15 protein-coding genes are annotated in these 20,109 nt (G+C 50.8%); 6 read left to right on the top strand and 9 right to left on the bottom strand.

Features of this window, described 5'->3' with window-relative positions:
- On the top strand, nucleotides 1-239 hold a 239-nt coding region (locus NTV65_03160), incomplete at its 5' end, for a hypothetical protein (GenBank protein ID MCX6114203.1).
- Between the two features lie 551 nt (nucleotides 240-790).
- Here the strand turns inward: NTV65_03160 and avd are convergent.
- Complete coding sequence (gene avd / locus NTV65_03165; GenBank protein MCX6114204.1) at nucleotides 791-1,135, bottom strand: diversity-generating retroelement protein Avd; 345 nt, start codon at nucleotides 1,133-1,135, stop codon at nucleotides 791-793.
- 13 nt (nucleotides 1,136-1,148) lie between these two features.
- Here avd and NTV65_03170 point away from each other — a divergent pair, with 13 nt between their 5' ends.
- A complete protein-coding gene (locus tag NTV65_03170; GenBank protein MCX6114205.1) occupies nucleotides 1,149-2,222 on the top strand; it encodes a reverse transcriptase/maturase family protein in 1,074 nt (357 codons plus the stop codon).
- A 605-nt stretch (nucleotides 2,223-2,827) separates the two neighbouring features.
- Here NTV65_03170 and NTV65_03175 read toward each other — a convergent pair.
- The gene (locus tag NTV65_03175; protein ID MCX6114206.1) at nucleotides 2,828-3,025 is read right to left on the bottom strand and encodes a hypothetical protein; all 198 of its coding nucleotides are present in this window, start codon (nucleotides 3,023-3,025) and stop codon (nucleotides 2,828-2,830) included.
- Nucleotides 3,026-3,573: 548 nt separating this feature from the next.
- Here NTV65_03175 and NTV65_03180 point away from each other — a divergent pair.
- Nucleotides 3,574-3,837 (top strand): BrnT family toxin, encoded by a 264-nt coding sequence (locus tag NTV65_03180; protein ID MCX6114207.1) that lies wholly within the window; start codon nucleotides 3,574-3,576, stop codon nucleotides 3,835-3,837.
- A complete protein-coding gene (locus NTV65_03185) occupies nucleotides 3,833-4,069 on the top strand; it encodes a CopG family transcriptional regulator (GenBank protein MCX6114208.1) in 237 nt (78 codons plus the stop codon). The genes NTV65_03180 and NTV65_03185 overlap by 5 nt, the downstream gene beginning before the upstream one ends.
- Nucleotides 4,070-4,282: 213 nt before the next feature.
- Here NTV65_03185 and NTV65_03190 read toward each other — a convergent pair whose 3' ends face one another.
- The 6 genes from NTV65_03190 to NTV65_03215 all read right to left on the bottom strand — a co-directional run bounded on the left by NTV65_03190 (nucleotide 4,283) and on the right by NTV65_03215 (nucleotide 15,554).
- Nucleotides 4,283-5,383 (bottom strand): hypothetical protein, encoded by a 1,101-nt coding sequence (locus NTV65_03190; GenBank protein MCX6114209.1) that lies wholly within the window; start codon nucleotides 5,381-5,383, stop codon nucleotides 4,283-4,285.
- 108 nt (nucleotides 5,384-5,491) lie between these two features.
- Nucleotides 5,492-6,493, bottom strand: a complete 1,002-nt coding sequence (locus NTV65_03195; protein ID MCX6114210.1) for an AI-2E family transporter — start codon at nucleotides 6,491-6,493, stop codon at nucleotides 5,492-5,494.
- Between the two features lie 108 nt (nucleotides 6,494-6,601).
- Nucleotides 6,602-12,322, bottom strand: a complete 5,721-nt coding sequence (locus NTV65_03200) for a translocation/assembly module TamB domain-containing protein (GenBank protein ID MCX6114211.1) — start codon at nucleotides 12,320-12,322, stop codon at nucleotides 6,602-6,604.
- Between the two features lie 307 nt (nucleotides 12,323-12,629).
- Nucleotides 12,630-13,355 (bottom strand): SAM-dependent methyltransferase, encoded by a 726-nt coding sequence (locus NTV65_03205; protein MCX6114212.1) that lies wholly within the window; start codon nucleotides 13,353-13,355, stop codon nucleotides 12,630-12,632.
- A 2-nt stretch (nucleotides 13,356-13,357) separates the two neighbouring features.
- On the bottom strand, nucleotides 13,358-14,260 hold the full coding sequence (gene lipA, locus NTV65_03210) for a lipoyl synthase (GenBank protein ID MCX6114213.1): 903 nt from the start codon (nucleotides 14,258-14,260) through the stop codon (nucleotides 13,358-13,360).
- A 10-nt stretch (nucleotides 14,261-14,270) separates the two neighbouring features.
- The gene (locus NTV65_03215) at nucleotides 14,271-15,554 is read right to left on the bottom strand and encodes a dihydrolipoamide acetyltransferase family protein (GenBank protein ID MCX6114214.1); all 1,284 of its coding nucleotides are present in this window, start codon (nucleotides 15,552-15,554) and stop codon (nucleotides 14,271-14,273) included.
- A 314-nt stretch (nucleotides 15,555-15,868) separates the two neighbouring features.
- Between NTV65_03215 and NTV65_03220 the strand changes: the two genes are divergently transcribed.
- Entirely contained in the window at nucleotides 15,869-18,484 is a 2,616-nt protein-coding gene (locus NTV65_03220) for a hypothetical protein (GenBank protein MCX6114215.1), read from the top strand.
- Between the two features lie 13 nt (nucleotides 18,485-18,497).
- Here NTV65_03220 and NTV65_03225 read toward each other — a convergent pair whose 3' ends face one another.
- Entirely contained in the window at nucleotides 18,498-19,280 is a 783-nt protein-coding gene (locus NTV65_03225) for a hypothetical protein (protein ID MCX6114216.1), read from the bottom strand.
- Nucleotide 19,281: 1 nt separating this feature from the next.
- Here NTV65_03225 and xseA point away from each other — a divergent pair.
- Nucleotides 19,282-20,109 (top strand): exodeoxyribonuclease VII large subunit (gene xseA, locus NTV65_03230; protein MCX6114217.1); only part of this gene is annotated, 828 nt, incomplete at its 3' end.

The following is a 20,109-nucleotide window of genomic DNA, read 5'->3' on the forward strand; positions in this document are numbered from 1 at the left end:
ACAAAGAGTATCGGGAGGTGAAGACTCTTGAGGTCATGACGATGGCGCTGTTGTACGATCTTACGCACAAGGAGCGACTACTTCCTGACTGGCTTCGCTGCGAAGAGCCAAAAGCTTCTGGCGGCCGTGTTTGCGTTGGCCACTTTAATGCTGATGGCTTGAAGGTCCACGTTGGCCGCGACGCCTCCGGCGTCAATGCCTACTTCGGTCGTGCTCTTGCCCGGAAGTTAAAAACTTGATCCTTGGAGATTGGATTATTGGCCCCCCTCCGCTAGGGGGGGGGTGTCCCATTGGATCGCCGCCGCAGGCGGCGGGTTTTTGAACATTGGATCGAAATTTTGGCTGGTATTGTTGATTGTGGGTGAGTAGAGTGTAAACACTCTGCAGTGAACGGCCGTCCTTTTATGGGTTTCCGTCGTGGAGTAAGTTCGTGGAGTGGCTCAAGTCGGCGGCGGGAGCCGCCGACTTGAGTGGGATTCAGAGTTCTTACGCCCATGGGTGTAAGGAGAGCGATCGCCACTCTGGAGATAGAACTTCTTGTCACATCCTAGTAGCTGGCACCTTGCGGTGCCAGCTCGAATAAAATTCAACCGTGGGAGCTGCTCTGCAAGGGGCAGATCGATCGGTGGTGCTGGTTCCAAAGGGGTGAGGCAAAAGGTAAGTGGCTTCTGGCGGCCGTGTTTGCGTTGGCAACTTTAATGCTAATGGCTTGAAGGTCAACGATGACAACGACGACAACGACAATGACAACATCGGTCGTGCTCTTGCCCGGAACTTCTATCTCCCTTTTTTATTTCATGCTTTTTAGCCATCCGCCCAGCATTCGACCGATTTCGTCGATCTGCTCTTGAAGGGCGAGGTAGCGTTTCCTATCGATTACTTTGACGTCAGAAGCGAGACGCACAATAATCCTGAGCACGTCGAGTGAGCTGCTAACCAGGATGAGCTTTTCTCGTCGCTCAGCCTGAGGCAGGTATGTAATTAAGATAAGCCCTTGTAGCGCATCGAGGCAGGAGTTCTCGCAGCGCTGCCACAAGGTATATCGAGATTGTTTGGGAATGTTTTTGCTTGTTTCGTAGAGAGCACGATAGAGGTCGTAGGTACGTTGAACTAGTGGCGTATCGAATATTTGCATAAGGCTTCTCCGTATGGGGGCTGTTAATCCCGGGTTATTTGACGAGCTTACCTCATCTGAGGCTTTGTTTGCTGCCTGGGATGTTTTTTGTCGCGGCAAGCGTCAGCGAGCCGATGTTCAAAAATTTTGGCGACGACTAGAGGGTAATATCTTTGCCATTCGACGTGAACTGATAGCCGGTACATATCAGCACGGTGCCTACGACTCGTTTTTCATACACGACCCGAAGCATCGCCATATTCGCAAGGCTGGAGTGCGAGACCGCATAGTTCACCAGGTGGTTCACACCTGGTTGGTTCGGATCTGTGAGCCGTGCCTCATTCATGACCTTTATTCAGGCAGGGATGGAAAGGGTACGCACGCTGGCGTGAATGCCTTAGAGCGGATGACCTACAAAGTTAGCAGAAACTATTCCCGACCTTGCTGGGCGCTGAAGTGTGACATCCGCAAATTCTATGACTCTGTGTGTCACTCGATTCTTATGAGGCTGGTGGCCAAGCGAATTCGAGATAGGAGCGTGTTGAAATTAGTAAGGGAGATCGTCGAAAGTTTTCATACTGAAGGGGTGCCGGGTACCGGATTGCCGATAGGAAACGTAACGTCCCAGATCTTTACGAATATCTACCTTAACGAGCTTGATCAGTTTGTAAAGCATCGATTGAGAGTAGAACACTACGCGAGGTTCTCAGATGATTTTGTTCTTTTGTCTGAGCGCCGAGCTGACTTGGTTCAGTGGCTTCAAGAGATAGAGATCTTCTTAGAACAGGAACTTAAATTGGCCCTACATCAGCGCAAAGTGTCGATTCGACCCCTCCATCAAGGAATCGACTTCTTAGGATATGTGCTTCTGCCTTACCATAGGGTTATGAGGAGCTCTACGAGAAGGCGAATGATTCGCCGCTTGTCAGGAAGGCAGGAGGAGGCGCTGCTGGATGGAAGAGCTCCAGCAGCGCTGAGGCAGTCGATGAGTTCCTATCTTGGAATGCTTTCTCATGCGAACACCTTTAGATTGCAATGTTTGGTCAGAAACCGGTTTAGCAGTGCGCGAGATAGAGATTGTGGGTTCCTCACCAATAAGTGTGGGTGAGAAGCTACTGGATGATGGCATAACTATGCGTGGCAGTTGGAAGAAAAGCCGGTCGAAGAATGTAAGATAATGGATGCTGAATCCCTGCGCTGGAACGTGCGCTGCTTCCCGCGCAGGGGTTTCCCATCTAATGTACCGACACTTATCGGTGAGGAACCAAAATTCCTACGAGTCTTTTGAGCATCTTGGCAGCCATGCTGTCAAAGCTGGTTTTTAAGGGTTACCCGGTATCGGAGCGGGGGCAGGTAACGGGAAGCGGTTCACGTTCCCGCGCAGGGGTTTTCCATCTAATGAACCCACACTTATCGGTGAGGAACCAGATTGTGGTGTTGTTAGTTTGTCGGATCGTTGAGGAGATCTTTAATGAGGGCAACGCTACGGCGCAGGCAATTAAATCTGAAATATATTTTTGCCCGAAGAAAACGCACCATTATCGCGCGGATGCGCGACAAAACAACAACTATAGCTCCTCAAACCAGAAAAATTGCCACACGATCTTGTGTGACGCTTTTTTTGGGAGGAGCTATAGTTTATGTTGAGTGGGGTTAAGCCGAGGCCTTTGGAGATCACGCGACGATTAATCCCTGCCATAATTGTTGCAAGAATTACCTCCAGGGTAAGATCTCAATGGCACCGAAACGATCTGAGAGAATTTTAGGCTGCTGATCAAACGACACTAAGATGCGCCGCTTAATCGCTCCATCTTCGCGCACTATAGATAGGTTTTTGCCCTCGACAAGGGCAGTTTTGCTGGAGCTCTTAATCTCCAGCGCGACCTCCTTGTCATTGAGGATAAAATCCACCTCCTGCTTGTTAGAGGTTCTCCAAAAGCGAACTTCATCGAGAAGAGGGGGTCACCTCTGAATCTCATCGATAACGATCGGCTGGCGAGCTTCCTGGGCAGTTGATAGGACGGCATACCTCTCCCTAAGAAGGGCTTGATTGCTCGCATACTCGGAATATATGTCGCTCTTTAGGAGGTCTATATACACAGCATAGGGCAGGTTATGTCGGATCCAGCTGCTTTTACCGTCCTTTCTAGGACCCCAGAGAAACACATTTTACTATGTAAAATCAGGTAGTTGTAGCAATCGACTGAAAATATGCATATATAGGTAGTTTTATCTAGATTAAGCGCCTTGTTAAGGATGTTCGTATGGCGGCTGAGTGTGGCAGCCCGCGTTTGGGAATCTATAGTTTTCTGTGGGGGGGGATCATAAACGTTTAATTGATGCGGCTATGTCGGATCATTCAAGCCTAAACGCCAGAAGTAATCTATGTATATACAGGCTGTTAGCCGTATAATGCTAAATTGATAGTAGATTAGGTATATTTATGGTATATATAGCATATGGATTTTGAGTTCGATCCCAGTAAGAGCGAATCTAATAAAGAGAAGCATGGGATTGACTTTGAGGAGGCCAAGGCTCTTTGGAATGACCCTCATCTATTGGAGATTGAGGCGCAAACAATAGGGGAATCGCGCTTTCTCCTGATCGGCAAGATCGCAGACAAGCACTGGAGCGCTGTGATTACGTACCGCAGAGAGAAAATAAGAATTATCTCGGTGAGACGCTCGCGAAAAGAAGAGGTGGAACTATATGAAGAAAATTAAAACTAAAGACTTCGATGCGGCATTTGATCGAGGTGAAGATGTCACTAAGCATCTCGATAAACCAAAGGTGCGCAGGGTAAATGCAGAACTACGTCGTGTTAATATTGATTTCCCTATCTGGGTAATTTCAAGTCTGGACAAAGAAGCTCGACGCCTAGGAATTACGCGACAATCTCTTGTAAAAATGTGGATTGCTGAGAAGTTTGATCGGAACAACCAAGCGTCTGATTGATCTGTTTTGCCTCTGATGGAAATGAGGTGAGAGCCAGGGTGGACGAAAGCGAATGGTATTACGGGGAGGCGTTAGCCCTGGGAACGCCGTTCTTCCTCCTTCGCGCAAGCTTCGGCGGGACAAGCCAGAATGGCTAGGTACAAATGCTCAGGTAGCTTATCTTTTTCGTGGCCGGCCTAGAGACCGACGCCCACTATCACTATGATCAACGGACTATGAGAGCGCCTTAATAGCCTCTTCAACGCCGTGCTGTGCATAGAACGGGTCGAAGTTAAAAACAGCCTCAGAGAAGAGCGCGATCGCGCGCGAGTTGTCTTTGTCGTTTAGAGCGCCTAGTCCATCAGCTAGATAGGTATTAACGAGCTCAAGGTTACTCGGAGCAAAGCTCAGATAGTGCGACCCGTCGTTTACCTTACGGGACTCATACACCTGAAGACTCGAAACTAAGTTAGCAACTGCACCGAGGGTTTCACCCGTGCTGTTCTGAATTAGGCCCTTTAATGCAAAGTAGCGTGGGCTCTCCTCAAGGGACTCGCTGCATTGTAGGCACTGAGCCGCGGTAGTAGCATCTCCAAAACGGAGAAAGAGCGCAGCTAGGGAGTGGTACGATGCTGCCGCACTCTCATTACTATAAGAGAGCCAGTTATGTCGTGGAAAGAGCTCCTCAATGTTCAGCGCATCAACGGCGCAGTTTAAGCAACGGGCAAGCGCCTCGCTAGAGAGCTCGGTTAAGCGCGCGGCGTCGCTAGAAGAGATTGCTGGGTTAGCTACACGGGAGCTTCTGATTAGATCTCCATCTGAGAGCGATAAGATCAGGGTCTGCGCGATATACTCAGCTACTGAAGCGCAGGTTGTAGGTCGAGTGGCGCTCAGGGCGTAACGAGTTGTAGCAACACATACCATCGGCCAAGTGCTGTTATTCTGCAGCGACTCTACGATTGAATCAGAGCTCATCTCCGGAAGCTCCAGGATCGAACGACCCGCACATGGTTCGTAAATAGTATGTTCAAGCACTGAGCTATTCTCTTGCTCTGCTGCCATACGCGAGAGGTCGTTCGCTTCAAAGCTAAGGGTTGAGCTGATAATAAGGACGCGCTTACTCGATGCAGCGTTAATCGCTTGGGCTAGGCCATCAATAAGATTGTTGGCTGTAATCCAATTGCACGGCGTTGTAGATGAGGCCGCAGGCTGAGCCTCTACTCTGGTGCTGATAACCGTTATATCAGCGCAGCTCTTAACGGCGCTAAGCATCTGTATTAGCCCCTCGGTAGAAGCCTGTGTTTGCGAGTCATCAACTATAAGAGCGCTGAGCATATAAACCCCAACTAACCTTTAACCCCAGTCCTAAAGCACCGGTATATAGGTCAATACGATGCGTTGGGAGCAGGAGGGGTTGCAGGAAATTGCAGGATACAAGTTGGCCTAGCGCGCAGCATCGATCTGAGAGGCTTCAAGTTTCAGGTAGTTAAGCAGAACTGGAGCTAGGATCATACCTGGGATGCCTGCCAAGCGCTCTCCTATCAGAAGGCAGAGCAGGGTTAGCCACATCGGATTTTTAATGCGGCCGCCGATTATCTTGCTGTTCAGAAAGTACTCAAACTTGTGCAGCACGATTAGGTAGCTCAGCGATATCAGGGCAAGATTCACTGATTGAGTTAACCCGATACAGAAGATTACAGAGTTGCTTATTAAGTTACCGACTATCGGAAGAAGTCCACATAGGAACGTAACAACTACTATAACAAATGAGTACGGTAGCGGGGTATCAAAGATCGACAAAGTCAGGAGGAAGAGGCTGGTAAAGATGGTGTTTACCGACGAGATAATAAGCTGCGCCCCCATAACCGTATGAAAGCTATCGAATAGCCGCCGAAAGCGTGTAGCTAACTGAGAGGCGAACATTGAGTACAAATTATCTTTAATCGCATAGCTACCGCTGCCCAGATCGATTGAGCCGCACGAAAAGATCCCGCAGGTAACAACGAGACCGATAATTATGTAGATAAACTCCTTAGAGAATATGGTGGCGAACTTAAAGGCTGAATGCATCTGCGAGTTTATATTTTTTAATAAAAACGCTTTGAGGGTCTCGCTATCAGTAAAGGGTGGGGTAACTCCATACTGGTTGGCATAGTCTATTGTAAGCGGAATCGCCTTATTGGCAGCCATCGGCAGGGCGCGCACCGCTTCTGTAATAAAGTGTCCGAAAAGATAAAAGACGGTCAGCACTAAAATAGAGAAGGCCAGGATCGCAAGCCCCTTCGGTAGAAACCTCCCTATATAGTGTAGCGTCAAATATCCAAACAGGATCGTAATAAAGGGGGTGGCTAATTTGAATACGAAGATCCCCACCACTATCAGGAAGATTAGAATAAAGGAGGCCTTTTGGAGGTTAGGGAGGCTTGTTTTAGGTAGGTTATTCATACTTGATATCTCACTGTTTTCACGACCATCCTAATCTAACCTAACTTAAAGGTATTCAGAAAGGCAGATGGTTACGATGTTTTGAGTTTGAGATCGATTTGATATATTTTAGAACACGCTCCCAACGGAGAAGTGAAGTCGTACCGAGGACTCCCCCTCCTGACGGTCAATCGGGTGTCCTACATCAAATCCGATCGGGCCAATCGGAGAGCGATATTGGAATCCTCCCCCAACGCCCTCCCTAATATCCGATAATTCAAAGCTTTCATGTCGTAGAAATACGTTTCCAAGATCCATAAAGAGATGGGTGCTAAATGAATCAAAGAGCAGGTATTGGAACTGGGTCTTTGCCGCTAGAAGGGTATCGCCCCCTATAACAGCTCCATCTGAACCGAGTGGCCCAAGGGAGTTCTCCCTAAATCCGCGCACAGTGGTTCGTCCTCCAAGATAGAAACGTTGTGTAATCGGAATCTCCGTTGTGTCGCCAAAGGGTTGCGAGATACCCGCCGATCCTCCAAGGCCCAATGAAAAGCGTGGACCAAGGGGAGTGAGGGGCACGATCCTAGTCGTCTTGGCCAGGATTGTAGCGAAATTAGCCTCAGATCCGATCGCCTCGAGTGAGAGCTTTGGTTCAAGGGTCATCGTGTAGCCGGAGTTTGGGAGGAGGGGGTTATCGCGATGATCGAACTTTATAACGCTTGATAAGAAGCTTAACCGGACGAAGCCATCATCGAGTGGGCCGATAATAGCACCAGGCTCTACATTAACGAGGTGATCCAACGCCAGGGAGTGTCCCGCCGACATACTTATACCGGAGGAGAATTGGCGGAACAGATAGGATCCAAAAAGCATTCGGTCGAGATCGAACGCTTGAGTTGTAAGGTCCTGGCGTTGATAGCGGGCCTCCTCAGTTAGGGAGTAATCTGAATCTGCAAGGGATGGTACAAGGTAGCGCAGGCTCGTAAATCCCTGGCTTATATTGTCGGAGCCGGAGGAGTTTATGTCAGCCTGATCAAGGTAGGTATCAACCCGCAGAGAGAGGCTCCTGCCATCAGCAAAGAGCGACTTATCAACCGCTTCTCCGAAGAGGTGTAGCCCGAACTCAGAATTCGCACCGGTGCCTATCTCAAGGGTCTGTAGTGGGCGCTCAACAAGGCGGATCGTAATGGACTCCCCCTGGCTATCGATAGTGCCATCTGTTGCTACGATCTCAACCCGCGAAAAGAGACTAGAACGCAGCAGATCGCGCTTTGTTTGGTTTATAGTCTCAAAATTGTAGGGATCGCCAATCTTAAAGCTAGTATAGCTCGTTGCAGTCTCAATCGAGATGCGTGTCAGCCCTTCGTATGAGATAGAGCTGATATAGCTTCTTTGTCCAGGTTCTACAGTGAGCTCAATTGAGTTGTTATTAGCTGGGGTATCGCTAACAACAGAGGGGAAGGGGAAGCCTTCGTTCTTAAGGGTATCAACTATCTGTTCGATGTATTTATTGATACGAGGGAATGAGGCAGGAGTAGTTGGAGTGATTGGTTGCTGTATTAGCGGTGGAAATCCGAGGGTGGTGATGTGTTCTATAACTTGAGAGTCACCCTCTGATACTGTGTATATAATGGCGAGTGAATTGCCACCCCGTATCGGTTCAATCTGGTAGGATGCCTGTGCTGTGGTAAAGCCCTCCTGCTTGAATACCGTTATGAGAACATCCCGTAACGCATCAAGTTGATCTGGGATCGCGTATTCCGGCTTAAGCAGATTCCGCTGCTCGGCAAATCCAAGTTCCTCCATGACCTGTTCAATCCTGTCCAGGGAGAGATGCTCGTTTCCCTGGATAGTAAGACGCCCTACCTTGGTTGGAGACTCCTCTGCAATAGTTATCTCGTAGCTTAAACGTGCAGGATTAGAGCGGTCCTCCTTATACGTTACCTGTACGAAGAGATATCCACGCTCCTGATACATATGCTCGATGTTTTGCACGAGCAGTTTGATGGTGTTGTTACCGAACGGTCGCTTACGAGAGAATAGATCTATTGAGTCTAGGAAATCATTGGCAGAAAAAAGGCTATTTCCCTTAAAAACAAATGAGATCGGCTCACGAATATCTGCGCTAATAGTAAGCTCTGCTGTAGTCGTGTCAGGAACGTTGCGATAGCTGGGTGATATGCGGGCCGCAATGTATCCCTCATTACGCAGCGCAAGTACGAGCTCCCCTTCGAGTCTATTTGCGATTAGCGAGGTTGCTGTGTCGCCCTGCTTAGCAACTGAGTGAATGCGTTTGCTGATCTCTGGGGAGAGTGCGTCGCCATCGGTAGAGATGCTGGAGATAGTAAACTGTGCACCCTCATCAACGAGCACCAGCAATTGATGGCAGTACGTATCGCTATCGGTACAGGTAATATTTGCGGTTGCGTTTCGAAAGCCCTGGTTGTGCATGTACTGCACTATGTCGCGTTGGATAGAGGTAAGGCTGGCCGCATCGTTACGAACGCGGGAGCCCGCGCCAAGACGGGCTGCAGCGAGGATGCTCTCTTCGTTAAACTCATTTAGCCCCTCAACTGTAAAGGTAATAAAGGTAGATTGCTCGGAGAGGATCGTATGGGTCAGATCAGCGCTAAAGATAGTATTTTTCTGTGTGCTGACGGTCTGCAGGAAGGAGCTTACGTTGAGCGTAGGGGTTAGGTTGTATACAGCACCGGCTCTGGAGCTACTTACAGTACCGAGCAAGCTCTCTCCAACTAGAGCGAAGCGGGGAGCGATCTTTTTCTTAGCTACAACCGCAGGCTCGATTGAGCCGGTAAAGGGATTATAGGCCGGTTCAAATGATAGCACGTCGATCTTCGAAAGATTCGAGAAGAACGAACCGATACTGCTAAATGAGGAGGTAGATAGGAAGAACCTCTGATCATCGCCAAACTGATCCCCGAGCCTGTTGGCCATCGTTCTTCCGGTTAGTGAGCGACTCGATGTTATAAGGAGGAGCAGATCACTCTGAGAGAGGCCGCGGTCGGAGGAGAGCACTATACGGGGGGCGGTAAGGGGGCCATTAGCTTCGAGAATGACCAGGATGTTATCGCCGGAAGGGGTACGCAGGCTACCCTCACTTGCAATGGAGATGGTTGGGGTAAGGGCGCCTGGTCTAAAGGCGAGAGATCCAGAGGTGATCTCAAAGCGATTACCCTTGAGCCCTACCCAACCGCTTAAGATCTGCATGCTTCCAGTAAGTGCTGGCTCAGAGACCGACTGCGAGGCATGAATTTGAGTATTCAGCTCGGCGCTAAAGAACGGTGTGATGACAAAGATGTTGCGTGGCGCATGGATCTGCACATCAAGATCTATGTCGACCGGCTTTTTCCCCACCTGTGGTTGAATCCGGCGAGGCAGAAAATACCCAGAGATCGCATTCATTAGGATCTGGTTCATGTTAAAGTCTTTCTTGATCTCGGCGAAGTCTATTGCGATATCGCCACTTAAGATCTGGCGTTTGTCTTTACCGGAACCAAGCGCCAGATCGCCGGAGAAGGTGATTGAGGTATCATTAATCGGTTCAATGGTAACCTCCTGCATGTGTGCGGTCAGGGTTGATCGCTCAAATTCTGCAAGTAATAGAGTTCCGCCTAGCTCGAAGGTGCCGGTATTAACAACACCCCGTAGATCTTGAAGCCTGACCCGATCCCCCTCGAGATTAAATATACCTGAAACGTTATGAGCTTCTAAATCCGGCGATTGAAGACCGAACTCACCCTTGGATAGCTCGGCGATACCGGCAAAAGATGGCTGATTAATGGGGCCCTTAGCGGTTAGTTTTGTTTTAACAAGCCCCTGAAGATTATCAATCGAGGGCAGCAGCGGTAGGAGAGCGCTGAGATACAGGTCTCCGTTAACAGCGAGATCGAATCCGTTAACGAATCCAAGCGTCCCTGCGATATTAAGCGCCGAAGTTGAACCCGATAATGAGATATCTTTGAAGGCCAGAGAGCCGCCAACGATCGGAAGTAGGGAATCTTTCGGCAGTTCAAGTACGTAGGGCGCACAACCGATCTTTAGCTCCGCTATATTAAGTGAGCCGCGGCCCCCTAATGGCTGTGTTAGTGGGAATGAATAGTCGAGAGCTGCGTTTACGGCGCCACAATCAGCACCATCGATTAAATGAGACAAGGCAACACCGGGCAGATTTACTGCGAGCTTTCCACCGGTGCCTCCAACCAGGTCAACCTTGAGTGTAGCGGAACCCTTATATGCAGAGTTCGGAAGTGCCACTGTAAGGATTCCATCCTTAAGGGTGGTCTTTCCGTTTAACGCCATACCGTGCGGAGTTGCTGGAAAGGAGATAGTCGTTTCACCATTGATAGTGAGCTTAGAGAGATCTACGGGGCCCTTAAAAGAGAGATCTGAGGTGATTTCAATCGGGCTTAACGGAGCCGATTCAACAGGCTTGCCGTTGGGATATCTAAAGCGGACAAGCTTTAGCTCGCCCTTTGTAATAACCGGCTCAGGTGCCGCGATATCAATCGAGCCCTGCCAGGTAAGGCGGCCCTGTTTAGGATCGGTGGACTCGACGTTAATATCTACCTTTGTTGGGTGCAGAGCGATCTTAAGCGATGCTGGTCCAAGTGAAGTTCCCTGCAGGGCGAGGTCCTTAGTCTTGACACTGAACTGGGTCAGGCTGTCCTCTCCCTCGGGCGTTACCTCGAGATGAGCCGTTGCATCTGTTAGGGACAGTGGGCCGTAGGAGAACGAGGGCACCGAGAGATCAAATCCTGCGACAAGGCCCTTGTCAGAGAACACCAGCGGCGCGCTGGCCTGAAAGAACGAGTCTTTGCTTAGTCCGGCCAGCTCTTTTAATGTGATGATCGGATCGCCGTGGTTAACATCAACTACGAGGCTGCCCTTGATTGAGTCAAGCGTTAGGGGCGAGGCGTGCGGAAAAAGTAAGCTAAACTGAGTTGCTGGAGCATTGCTGATATTACCACTTATAATTGGGCTACCAAGTGTGCCGCTAATACCGGCTTGGCCAACAAAAGCCCCCTGCAGCCAATCGGGAAGTCCGATGTAGCCGGGGGTAAGTTCGTATTTAGCGCTTCCGGTGCTTCTGTCGCCTTGATCGGTATCGACCGCCATTTGTAGAGAGATATTTGAAGAGTCGCGGCCGAGCCGGAGAGGGTCGAAGAGCGTGCGCGCATCCTCGATTATAATAGAGGTAGAGAGCTCTCCGAGCCGCAGTTCCGTAATCTGAGTGGGATCATCTTTTGAAAAGGAACGGTACCTTAGATCTGCAATATGCGGTCGGAGTGAGAATCCCTGCTCGACGCGTTGCACAAAGAGCGAGGTCCCAGAGCCAAGTATCTCACTTGAACCGAACGATTCACGGATACGTGAATTTCGCATCTCTAGGGTATTAAGGATTGCGCGCCAGCGATCGGCCTTCTGTTTTTCGGGGGGTAGGGGGGTCGTTAACTGATCTATAAAACGGAAGGTAACGGAATCTGGCCCGACTCCATCGGCTGTGCCGTTGGACAGTACTAGGTTCTCTAAGTATACCTTTTTCTCTCTAATCTGATCGATATTTACATCGGTAGTGACCTCGTCAAACCAGAGTCGGGGCACCCCATTTTCGACGATTCGCACATTGGTGGCTCGCCCATTACGCCCAAAAAAGGAGAGGGAGAACGAATCAAATTCGAGCTTGCAGTCGCAAGCTTTCTTAACCTCCTCGTCAAGTGCGTCTACGACCTCCTGTACGATGTAGTACTTCAACATTACCACTCCCAGCCCGGCGCTGAGTCCAAAGAAGAGTCCGATCAGGGCTAATGTGGTGCCGGAGATGCGCTTCATCGCGTGCTAAGACTCCGGCGTAGGAGGGTGAGCAAACCCATAAGCGCACCGTGCATCTTTGGCATAAATAGGGGGATGGCCATAAGGGTGTTCATCTTAGTTTTTTAAGGAGGTGCTACGCTATCCGATACGGTGAAGGGTGGGTAGTCAGGGGCAGCGCTGATTACACTATATATATACGCAATATTGATGTTTTTAGCCTCTTTGCAAATACAGTCTAATTGTAATTATAATAGCAGTTTCAAGTGGTTATCGCAATTAGCAAGAGCTCTTAGAGCCGTTTTTTGGCGACACTGACTGCTTAGACTTACGTTCCCAGCAAAAACAGGGCTGGGGTCTTGCCGATAGTTGCAGCACGGCGACGCCACTCGGCAACTGACTGCACCTGAATTAACTCTGTCGATGTTGTCAGGGCGGCTGCTACGCACAGCATGGTATCGGCGCGGCAGTGCGTTAGGATATCCTCAAGGAGGCGCTGATTTCGGTAGGGAGTATCCATCACGATCTGCGTTTCCCCGTTATTGTATAGGTCCTGCTCGAGGCCTAGCAGGGTCTCCTTTCTCTGTGGTGCCTCCATCGGCAGGTATCCTGCAAAGCGCCACCGTTGTCCGTTAAAGCCAGAGGCCATTAACGCCAGGGTCATCGAGCAGGGGCCGACCAATGGATGTACCCTTACCCCAAGGGTGTGTGCTAGCCGCACGATCTCAGCCCCAGGATCCGCGATGGCTGGGCAGCCGGCCTCAGAGATAATTCCGATATCAATCCCAGCTAGCAAGGGCTGAGTAAGGAGCGCTAACTCAGACTCCTGTGTATGCTTGTTAAGGCGCTGCATCGAGAGCGCGCGCAGATCTGTTCCTGGCGAGAGCTGCTTAATCAAACGCCGAGCGCTCTTTTCATCCTCAACTATGAAGCAGGAGAGGCGAGCAACAACGGCTGCTATAAGGGTTGGTAGCGAGGAATCGATAGATGCCTCCCCTAAAAGATTAGGGATTAGATATAGCGCTCCGAGGTTCTTTGGCTCGGTAGGGAACATGCTTAGTCTCGCGCCGCAATATCAGCAGTATGCTTCCAGGCGTGGTAGGAGCTACGCACAAAGGGCCCTGATTCAACGAAGCGAAAGCCGCGCTTTAATCCCTCAACCTCGTAGTCTTTGAACTCGTCAGGGGTGATAAAAGCCTTCACAGGAAGCTGATTCTGGCTTGGTCGAAGATATTGACCGATGGTCATAACGTCGATATCGCTCGCGCGCATATCATCCATCACAGCCAGCACCTCAGCACGGCTCTCTCCGAGCCCAACCATAATGCCGGACTTCGTTATAACGCCCGAATCTATCTCCTTGGCCCAGCGGTGAATTGAAAGGGAGCGAATATAACCAGCCCCAGGGCGAACCTTCTTATAGAGGCGTGGAACGGTCTCAATATTGTGGTTAAGCACATCTATTTTGGCACTCAGGATCGTTTCAAGATCCCTGCGTGAGCCCTTGAGATCCGGAATAAGGAGTTCAACCTTACAACCAGGTGCGTGCTTATGCACAGCAGCAACGGTTTTTAGAAAGTGGCCAGCCCCGTTATCATGCACATCATCGCGATCAACAGAGGTGATAACTGCGTGCTTAAGACGGAGCTCCTTAACCGCAATGCCTACGCGCTCGGGCTCGTCTTGGTCGAGTGCAACGAGGGTCTCTGAGCTTCCTTTTTTTACCGAGCAAAAGTGACATCTTCGTGTGCACAGCTCCCCCATGATCATAAAGGTCGCCGTATGATGCGACCAGCACTCACCGATATTTGGGCACTGCGCCTCTTCACAGACGGTGTGGAGCTTAAGATCTTTAACTATCTTGCGGGTCTCAAGGTACTCAGGCGAGCCGGGCGCACGCACTTTAAGCCACGATGGCTTGACGAGAGTGGTTGTGTTACGGGGGACATCTATCGGCATACTACGTCTCCTACGCCATAAGAAGAGCGGGCATCTCAAGCGCTTCCTTAAAGTGCTTGAGAAAGCGGCTCGCCATCACGCCATCTATGATGCGGTGATCAACTGAAACGGTTGCTTTCATGACCGAACCGATAACAATCTGACCCTTCTGCACAACCGGCTGCTCCTTAACGGAGCTGACCGCCAAAATCCCACCCTGGCCTGGATTAATTATGGCGGTAAAGTTTTCAACATCAAACATCCCCATATTAGAGATGCTAAATGTGCCACCCGAGAGATCATTTGAGCTTGGACGACCAGCGCGAGCACGCTCGATTGCAGCTTTGGCCTCGAACACTACATCCCTAAGGCTCATCGTGTCGGCCTCTTTAAGTACCGGAATGATCAGACCGTCGTCTATCGCTGTAATGATACCGATATTGATCTGAGCGGGTTGATAGAGCTGCTCGTTCTTCATGGCGGCATTAACGTGGGGCTCGTGCTTAAGTCCGTAAGCAACCGCCTTGATAATAAGGTGATTAACGCTGATAGCCTTATATTCGGCGCGCTCCTTAAGGGCTTCACGTAGGCGTAGGGCCTCACCCATATTGACTGAGGTCGTACAATAAAAATGCGGCGCTGTAGTGACGCTCTCCTGCATTCTGCGCGCAATCGTTTCTCGCATACGAGAAAGTGGGGTCAGGGTTCCGGCAGTTGCAGCGCTATTAGCTGGTACCTGATTAGCTGGAGCTCTTGAGTAACTCTGCGGAGCTGTAAAGGTTTCAAGCACTGGAGCTGTAGAGCCATTACCAGCGGCAGCCTCGACATCTCTACGTACGATACGGCCGTTTGGTCCAGAGCCTTGAATTGAGGAGAGGTTAATCTGGAGATCCTCTGCAACTCGCTTTGCAAGGGGGCTGGCCTTGATACGGGGCTCATCTGTAACCAGTTCAAGGGTGTTAGAGATAACGGAAGTTGTAGTACGAGCCGGAGGTAGCTCAGCTGCTGGGGGCTGGATCGTAGCAATCACCGTCTTTACTGCGGCGACCGGCTTAGAAGGGGTTGAGACCGACTCACCAACTGCGCCAAGCATAGCGATCACCTCGCCCACCTTGGCGTCAGTTCCGGAAGGTACCATTACCTTAAGAAGAACCCCGTTGAAGAACGATTCGATCTCAAGATTAGCCTTGTCGGTTTCAACCTCGGCCAGAATATCTCCGCGTTTAACCTGGTCGCCCTCGCTTTTGCGCCAGCTAAGGATCTTTCCCGAACTCATGGTATCGCTCAGTTGCGGCATCTTGATCTCTGTTGCCATGGATAAATCTCTAATCCCAATAGTCTGTAAGTACCTACGACGAGGTTTGCAAATGCACAGGTGAGTTGACGTTATAGTCCAAAACCCAACACCTTTACAAACTCTCTCAACATGGGTTGAAAGTTTACAGTAAAGTAGGGTACAAAACGGCTTCTCTTATAAGGAGCAGCCCTAGCGCCCCCTATGTACTAGCCTACAACTCTGGCTTGCAATAGGAAACTACTATGGAAGTAGTTGAAGTGGCTCGATAAATTCACCAAGATTATAGTGAATTTTATGAAGATATGTATAGAACTTACCAAGGTCACCGGTAGATGAGCGTTGTAGAGAAGGAAGTTTCACGTGTTGATGGGCTAGAGGGCATCAACGGTGATCTCGGAGCTCCCCTGAAAGTTGCGCGTAGCTCACTTGCAGTGAATAACGGTAAGGCAAGCAGGGCGGTATTATATCGTGAGCCGCGCGCAGCGACCCCAGTAGAGATTCGTAACTTTATAAGTGCTAGGTCGGACGCTCTGCAGCAATTCGTAGCGCCCCTTGATGAGGCTATACGCAAAGCAGCTAGGTATCGCGCACGATCTGTTGCAACTTCTTGCAAAGCTATCGGTAAGGTGGGCGAGCTAGTACTCGCTATTATTAGAAAGATTTCCCACCGTGAGACCGGTATTTATTCCCTTGATCCGAACGTTGCGCCACTTCTTAGCATACTTTATGCGGGCTCCGTTGAGGTATCTATCGTAGCGGGGCTTGTTAGGAGGGCACAGGAGGCGCTTGTCGCCGTAAGTGCAGATGAGAGCGAGGGCTCCTTGCAGCAGAGTTCGTCTGGGGGCGGTTTGATCTACGATTACGATGTAGCCCGTGAGTTGGATGAGTTGGGGATGCTGCTTAAGTGGTATGTCAAACGCAAGATGAGCCTGACCGGGCTTGAGGTTTACCAGTCTCGTAGGAGTGACGCTCTTAGTGAAACGGTAGCCGCCTTCTCTAGTGATGAGGATGACGCGCTATTTGGATTCGAGGTCATGCATGACCATCAGGTATTTGGGGCAAAGGGGTGCTTTGTTACGTGCGGATTGCGACTGGTTGGGCATGATGGGCAGCCGCTATGGCTGAGGGTGTCGGTGCGTTGCGATGGGAAGGGTGTGGCGGTCCGTCCTGAATGGTCGAGTTGGACTGACCCGGGTCGAGCAGGTGAGGTTCAAGTGCTCTCAGAGGACCTCGCGTTCTGTTCCCTAGTTCCGATCCGTCCGAATGCACAAAGGATCATAATTGATGATATTCGCGCATTTGTACCGTATGGAGCCTTAGATCTTCCCCCTGGTCGATGTGATATCGAGCTATTGATCTCTGTAATAGACAACGAGGGTACTGAGATCCTGACTGCTAGTCGAGCGGAGAGTATCTGCGTTCCTCACTTAGAGCTAGTAAATCTCAATGCGCCAGCACCGCACGCGGTAGGAATGTGGCCACACGATGTGGTTTCAGGCGACAGACTCTCGGAGCTAAGGATCTCATCTGGCTATAAGATCGTGGCTGGCTGGGAGCGTCATTCGGTCTCGGTGCAGTTTGATCTATCCTTGTTCATGCATGCAGGCGAGGGTGTTCTTTTAGAGTGCCGGTTTCTGGACTCGCGCGGTAATATAGTAGAGCTCTCATCTCTCGGTATTCCCTATGTAGCTTCGGAGCTCAACGTTGCAGTTGAATCCGTATCCTCATACCGCTACAGACGGGTGCTTCATCCAAAGGGCGCATGGGCTTATTATAGAGGTTTGTGCATTGATATTCCGGTTGAATTTCTACTGCTAGAGCAGGGAAGTCATAACCTTACCTGTGAGGTGATGGTCGTCTCTTCAGATGATCGCGTCCTGTGCGGTGATATGGGGATAGTTACGCTGCAGGTCTCTGGGCGAGAGCCGCAAAAAAACGATAACGGGGGGCAGGGTGACGTAATTGAATCCGACGTAAACTTCCCGCGTAGTGAGGCGCCGGTCGACCTGCAATCAATTGAGATCGATCCAGCCTGGAACTTCGGCAATGATGAATGTGTGCGTATTCAGGCGACATTCTTACCACGGGACGCCTCGCGACAGATAGCAGAGCTGGCTTCCGGTCGGGTAGGGGAGCTATTTACCCCCTATCGGGTGGAGGTTTCACTCGAACGCGAAGATGGGCACCTTTTACTACAGGCGTTCTCGGATCTTCTCGGTATGGGCTTTAAGCCGGTAACACGGGGCGTTTGTGTTGAAGGTAGCACGGGCTTCTCAGCCCACTCGGTGGTAACTAACTTTAAGAAGGATGAGATCCTCGGTTGGTCCCTTGGTCTTGATGGGCAGCGCGCCTTTTCTAAGATCTCTCTCTTTGCTCGTATCAGGGCGCTTTCCCTCTCTGGAGAGGAGCTACTCTCGCAGACCCGTGAGTTTTTCGTAAAGCCTACGAACTCCAGCGGTCGTCAGGTGGTTGAGGTGGGAGGAAACGCCCCGCGCATCGTGGATGTCTCGGCAACCAGCCAATTATCTCGCATCGCATGCAGAGCAGTTGTTAATCTTCCGCACGGGCGACCCTTAGAGCAGGGGTTAATGCTTATAGGCACCATTAAATCGCCTGGAAAGAAGGGAGTCGAGGTGTTTAGGCAGCGACTTGTATCGCAACAGCGGGCAGCCTGGGTTCGTCAACAGATAGGGCTGTGTCAGCTTGTTTTTGATTTTAATCAGGATTTAGTTGAACCGATGCTTGAGGGCCTCGTTCTTGAGGCTGCACTACTCTCCCCTTCGAACGAAGTGATTCAGAGCGTTTGCCAAGGGGTGCAAAGCGCTAGCATCCTTTCTGATAGTGTGGGATCGGCGATTGCAGATGAACTTGTGTTGGGTTCGCAGGAACTTAACGGAGTAGGTAATCAGCAGACGCGGCGTGGGCTCTTCTCGTGGTTTAAGAGCTAACGTCGAGCAGGGGTTAGTGCGGCTTGTGATAATCACTATACGAGTCGCGCAGCGCTTGATCGCAGTGCAGGCAGGAGCCTAGATCCACTAGCACGATCGGAACGGGTAGCTTACATTTACGACAAGGCCCCAGGAATAACCGTTTGTCGGGCTTAAGCATCCCAAGAAAGAGTGCCGCGGCCAGCAGAAACGGTATACGAGCAAGGTAGTCGTTAGTGGGCAGAGCAAGGCATACCCCGCAGATACTAATAGCACGAGCGGCTAGGAGCGGTATGCTGAGTAGCAGAACCAACTGCACCTCCCAGCGCTGTATCTGTAGCCAGGGACTTGTTAATAGCAGTGCACTCTCATCTCGGTGCTGCTTGAGGAGCCGCTTAAAGTTAATCATAGAGATCCCTAGAACAGAGATCAGAACGGCTATCAGGAAAATGGAGTTGACCCCAGCAATCGCTACAAGCTTTGGCAGAACGCCAGCTAAAATAGCTATGAGCAATAGGATCTGAAAGTAGGAGGATCTGCTCTTCATAACTTTACGGTTATACCCGCGCAGCCTAGCGATTAGATCGTGCACGGTGTGTTGCGCAGTACAGGGGAGTAGTGGAATAGCGAGCGCTACCGCGACGGTTACCGCCACGCTATAGGGCACGTTGGGATGTAGCAGTGCTGGAAGAAAGGGGTCGATGATAAGGGAGGCAAAGAGCACCCCCCAGATGCGACTAAGCCTGGTATAGGGCCCAATCCGCACAGGATTTTTAGGACCGTTTAAGTTAATCTGTTTTCGTAGTAACCTCAGCACCGTGGATGCACCCCTAAAAAAACGTGGCCCGACTAGTACAGCTTCAGTTGAGGCCAACCCGTACCTCTCAATCTCGGACGTTACCCGTTGCATTAACGATATACTCGCAAGCCAATTACCGCAGCTGCTTTTTCGCGGAGAGATCTCCCAGATTACCGTCGCACAGAGCGGGCACCTCTATTTTACCCTAAAGGACGAGGGGGCGCAGATGTCGTGCGTTATGTGGGCGGGTACGGCGCGCACCCTGCGTTTCAAACCGCAGGCCGGTATGGTCGTGCGCTGTCACGGCTCTGCCAGCGTGTATCCGCAGCAGGGACGGCTACAGGTGACCGTCACACGCATGGTAGAGGATGGCGAAGGCGATCTGCAAAGACGCTTTCAGGAGCTTAAGCTCCGACTCGAACGGGAAGGTTTCTTCTCTCCCGAACGTAAGCGCCCCATACCTTTTCTGCCACGGGCCGTTGGAATCGTTACCTCCAAGACCGGAGCGGTAATTCACGACATGTTGGTCAAGATTAGAGAGCGCTTTCCATCGATGATAGTCTACCTCTCTGAGAGCCGCGTGCAGGGAGAGGGGGCCGCACTTGAGATCGCGGCCGCACTTAAGCGCCTCGATGATTCCGGGTTGGTTGATGTTATTATCGTAGCGCGGGGTGGCGGGTCGCTCGAGGACCTCTGGGCCTTTAACGAGGAGGCGCTCGTTAAGGCGGTCTTCTCCTGTAGTACTCCGATCATCTCAGGGGTAGGGCACGAGGTAGATACAACGCTATGTGATCTGGTGGCGGATCTGCGCGCCCCTACCCCTACGGCAGCGGCCGAGATCTGCGTG

The organism is Pseudomonadota bacterium, from assembly GCA_026390555.1.
Taxonomy (GTDB): domain Bacteria; phylum Bdellovibrionota_C; class UBA2361; order UBA2361; family OMII01; genus OMII01.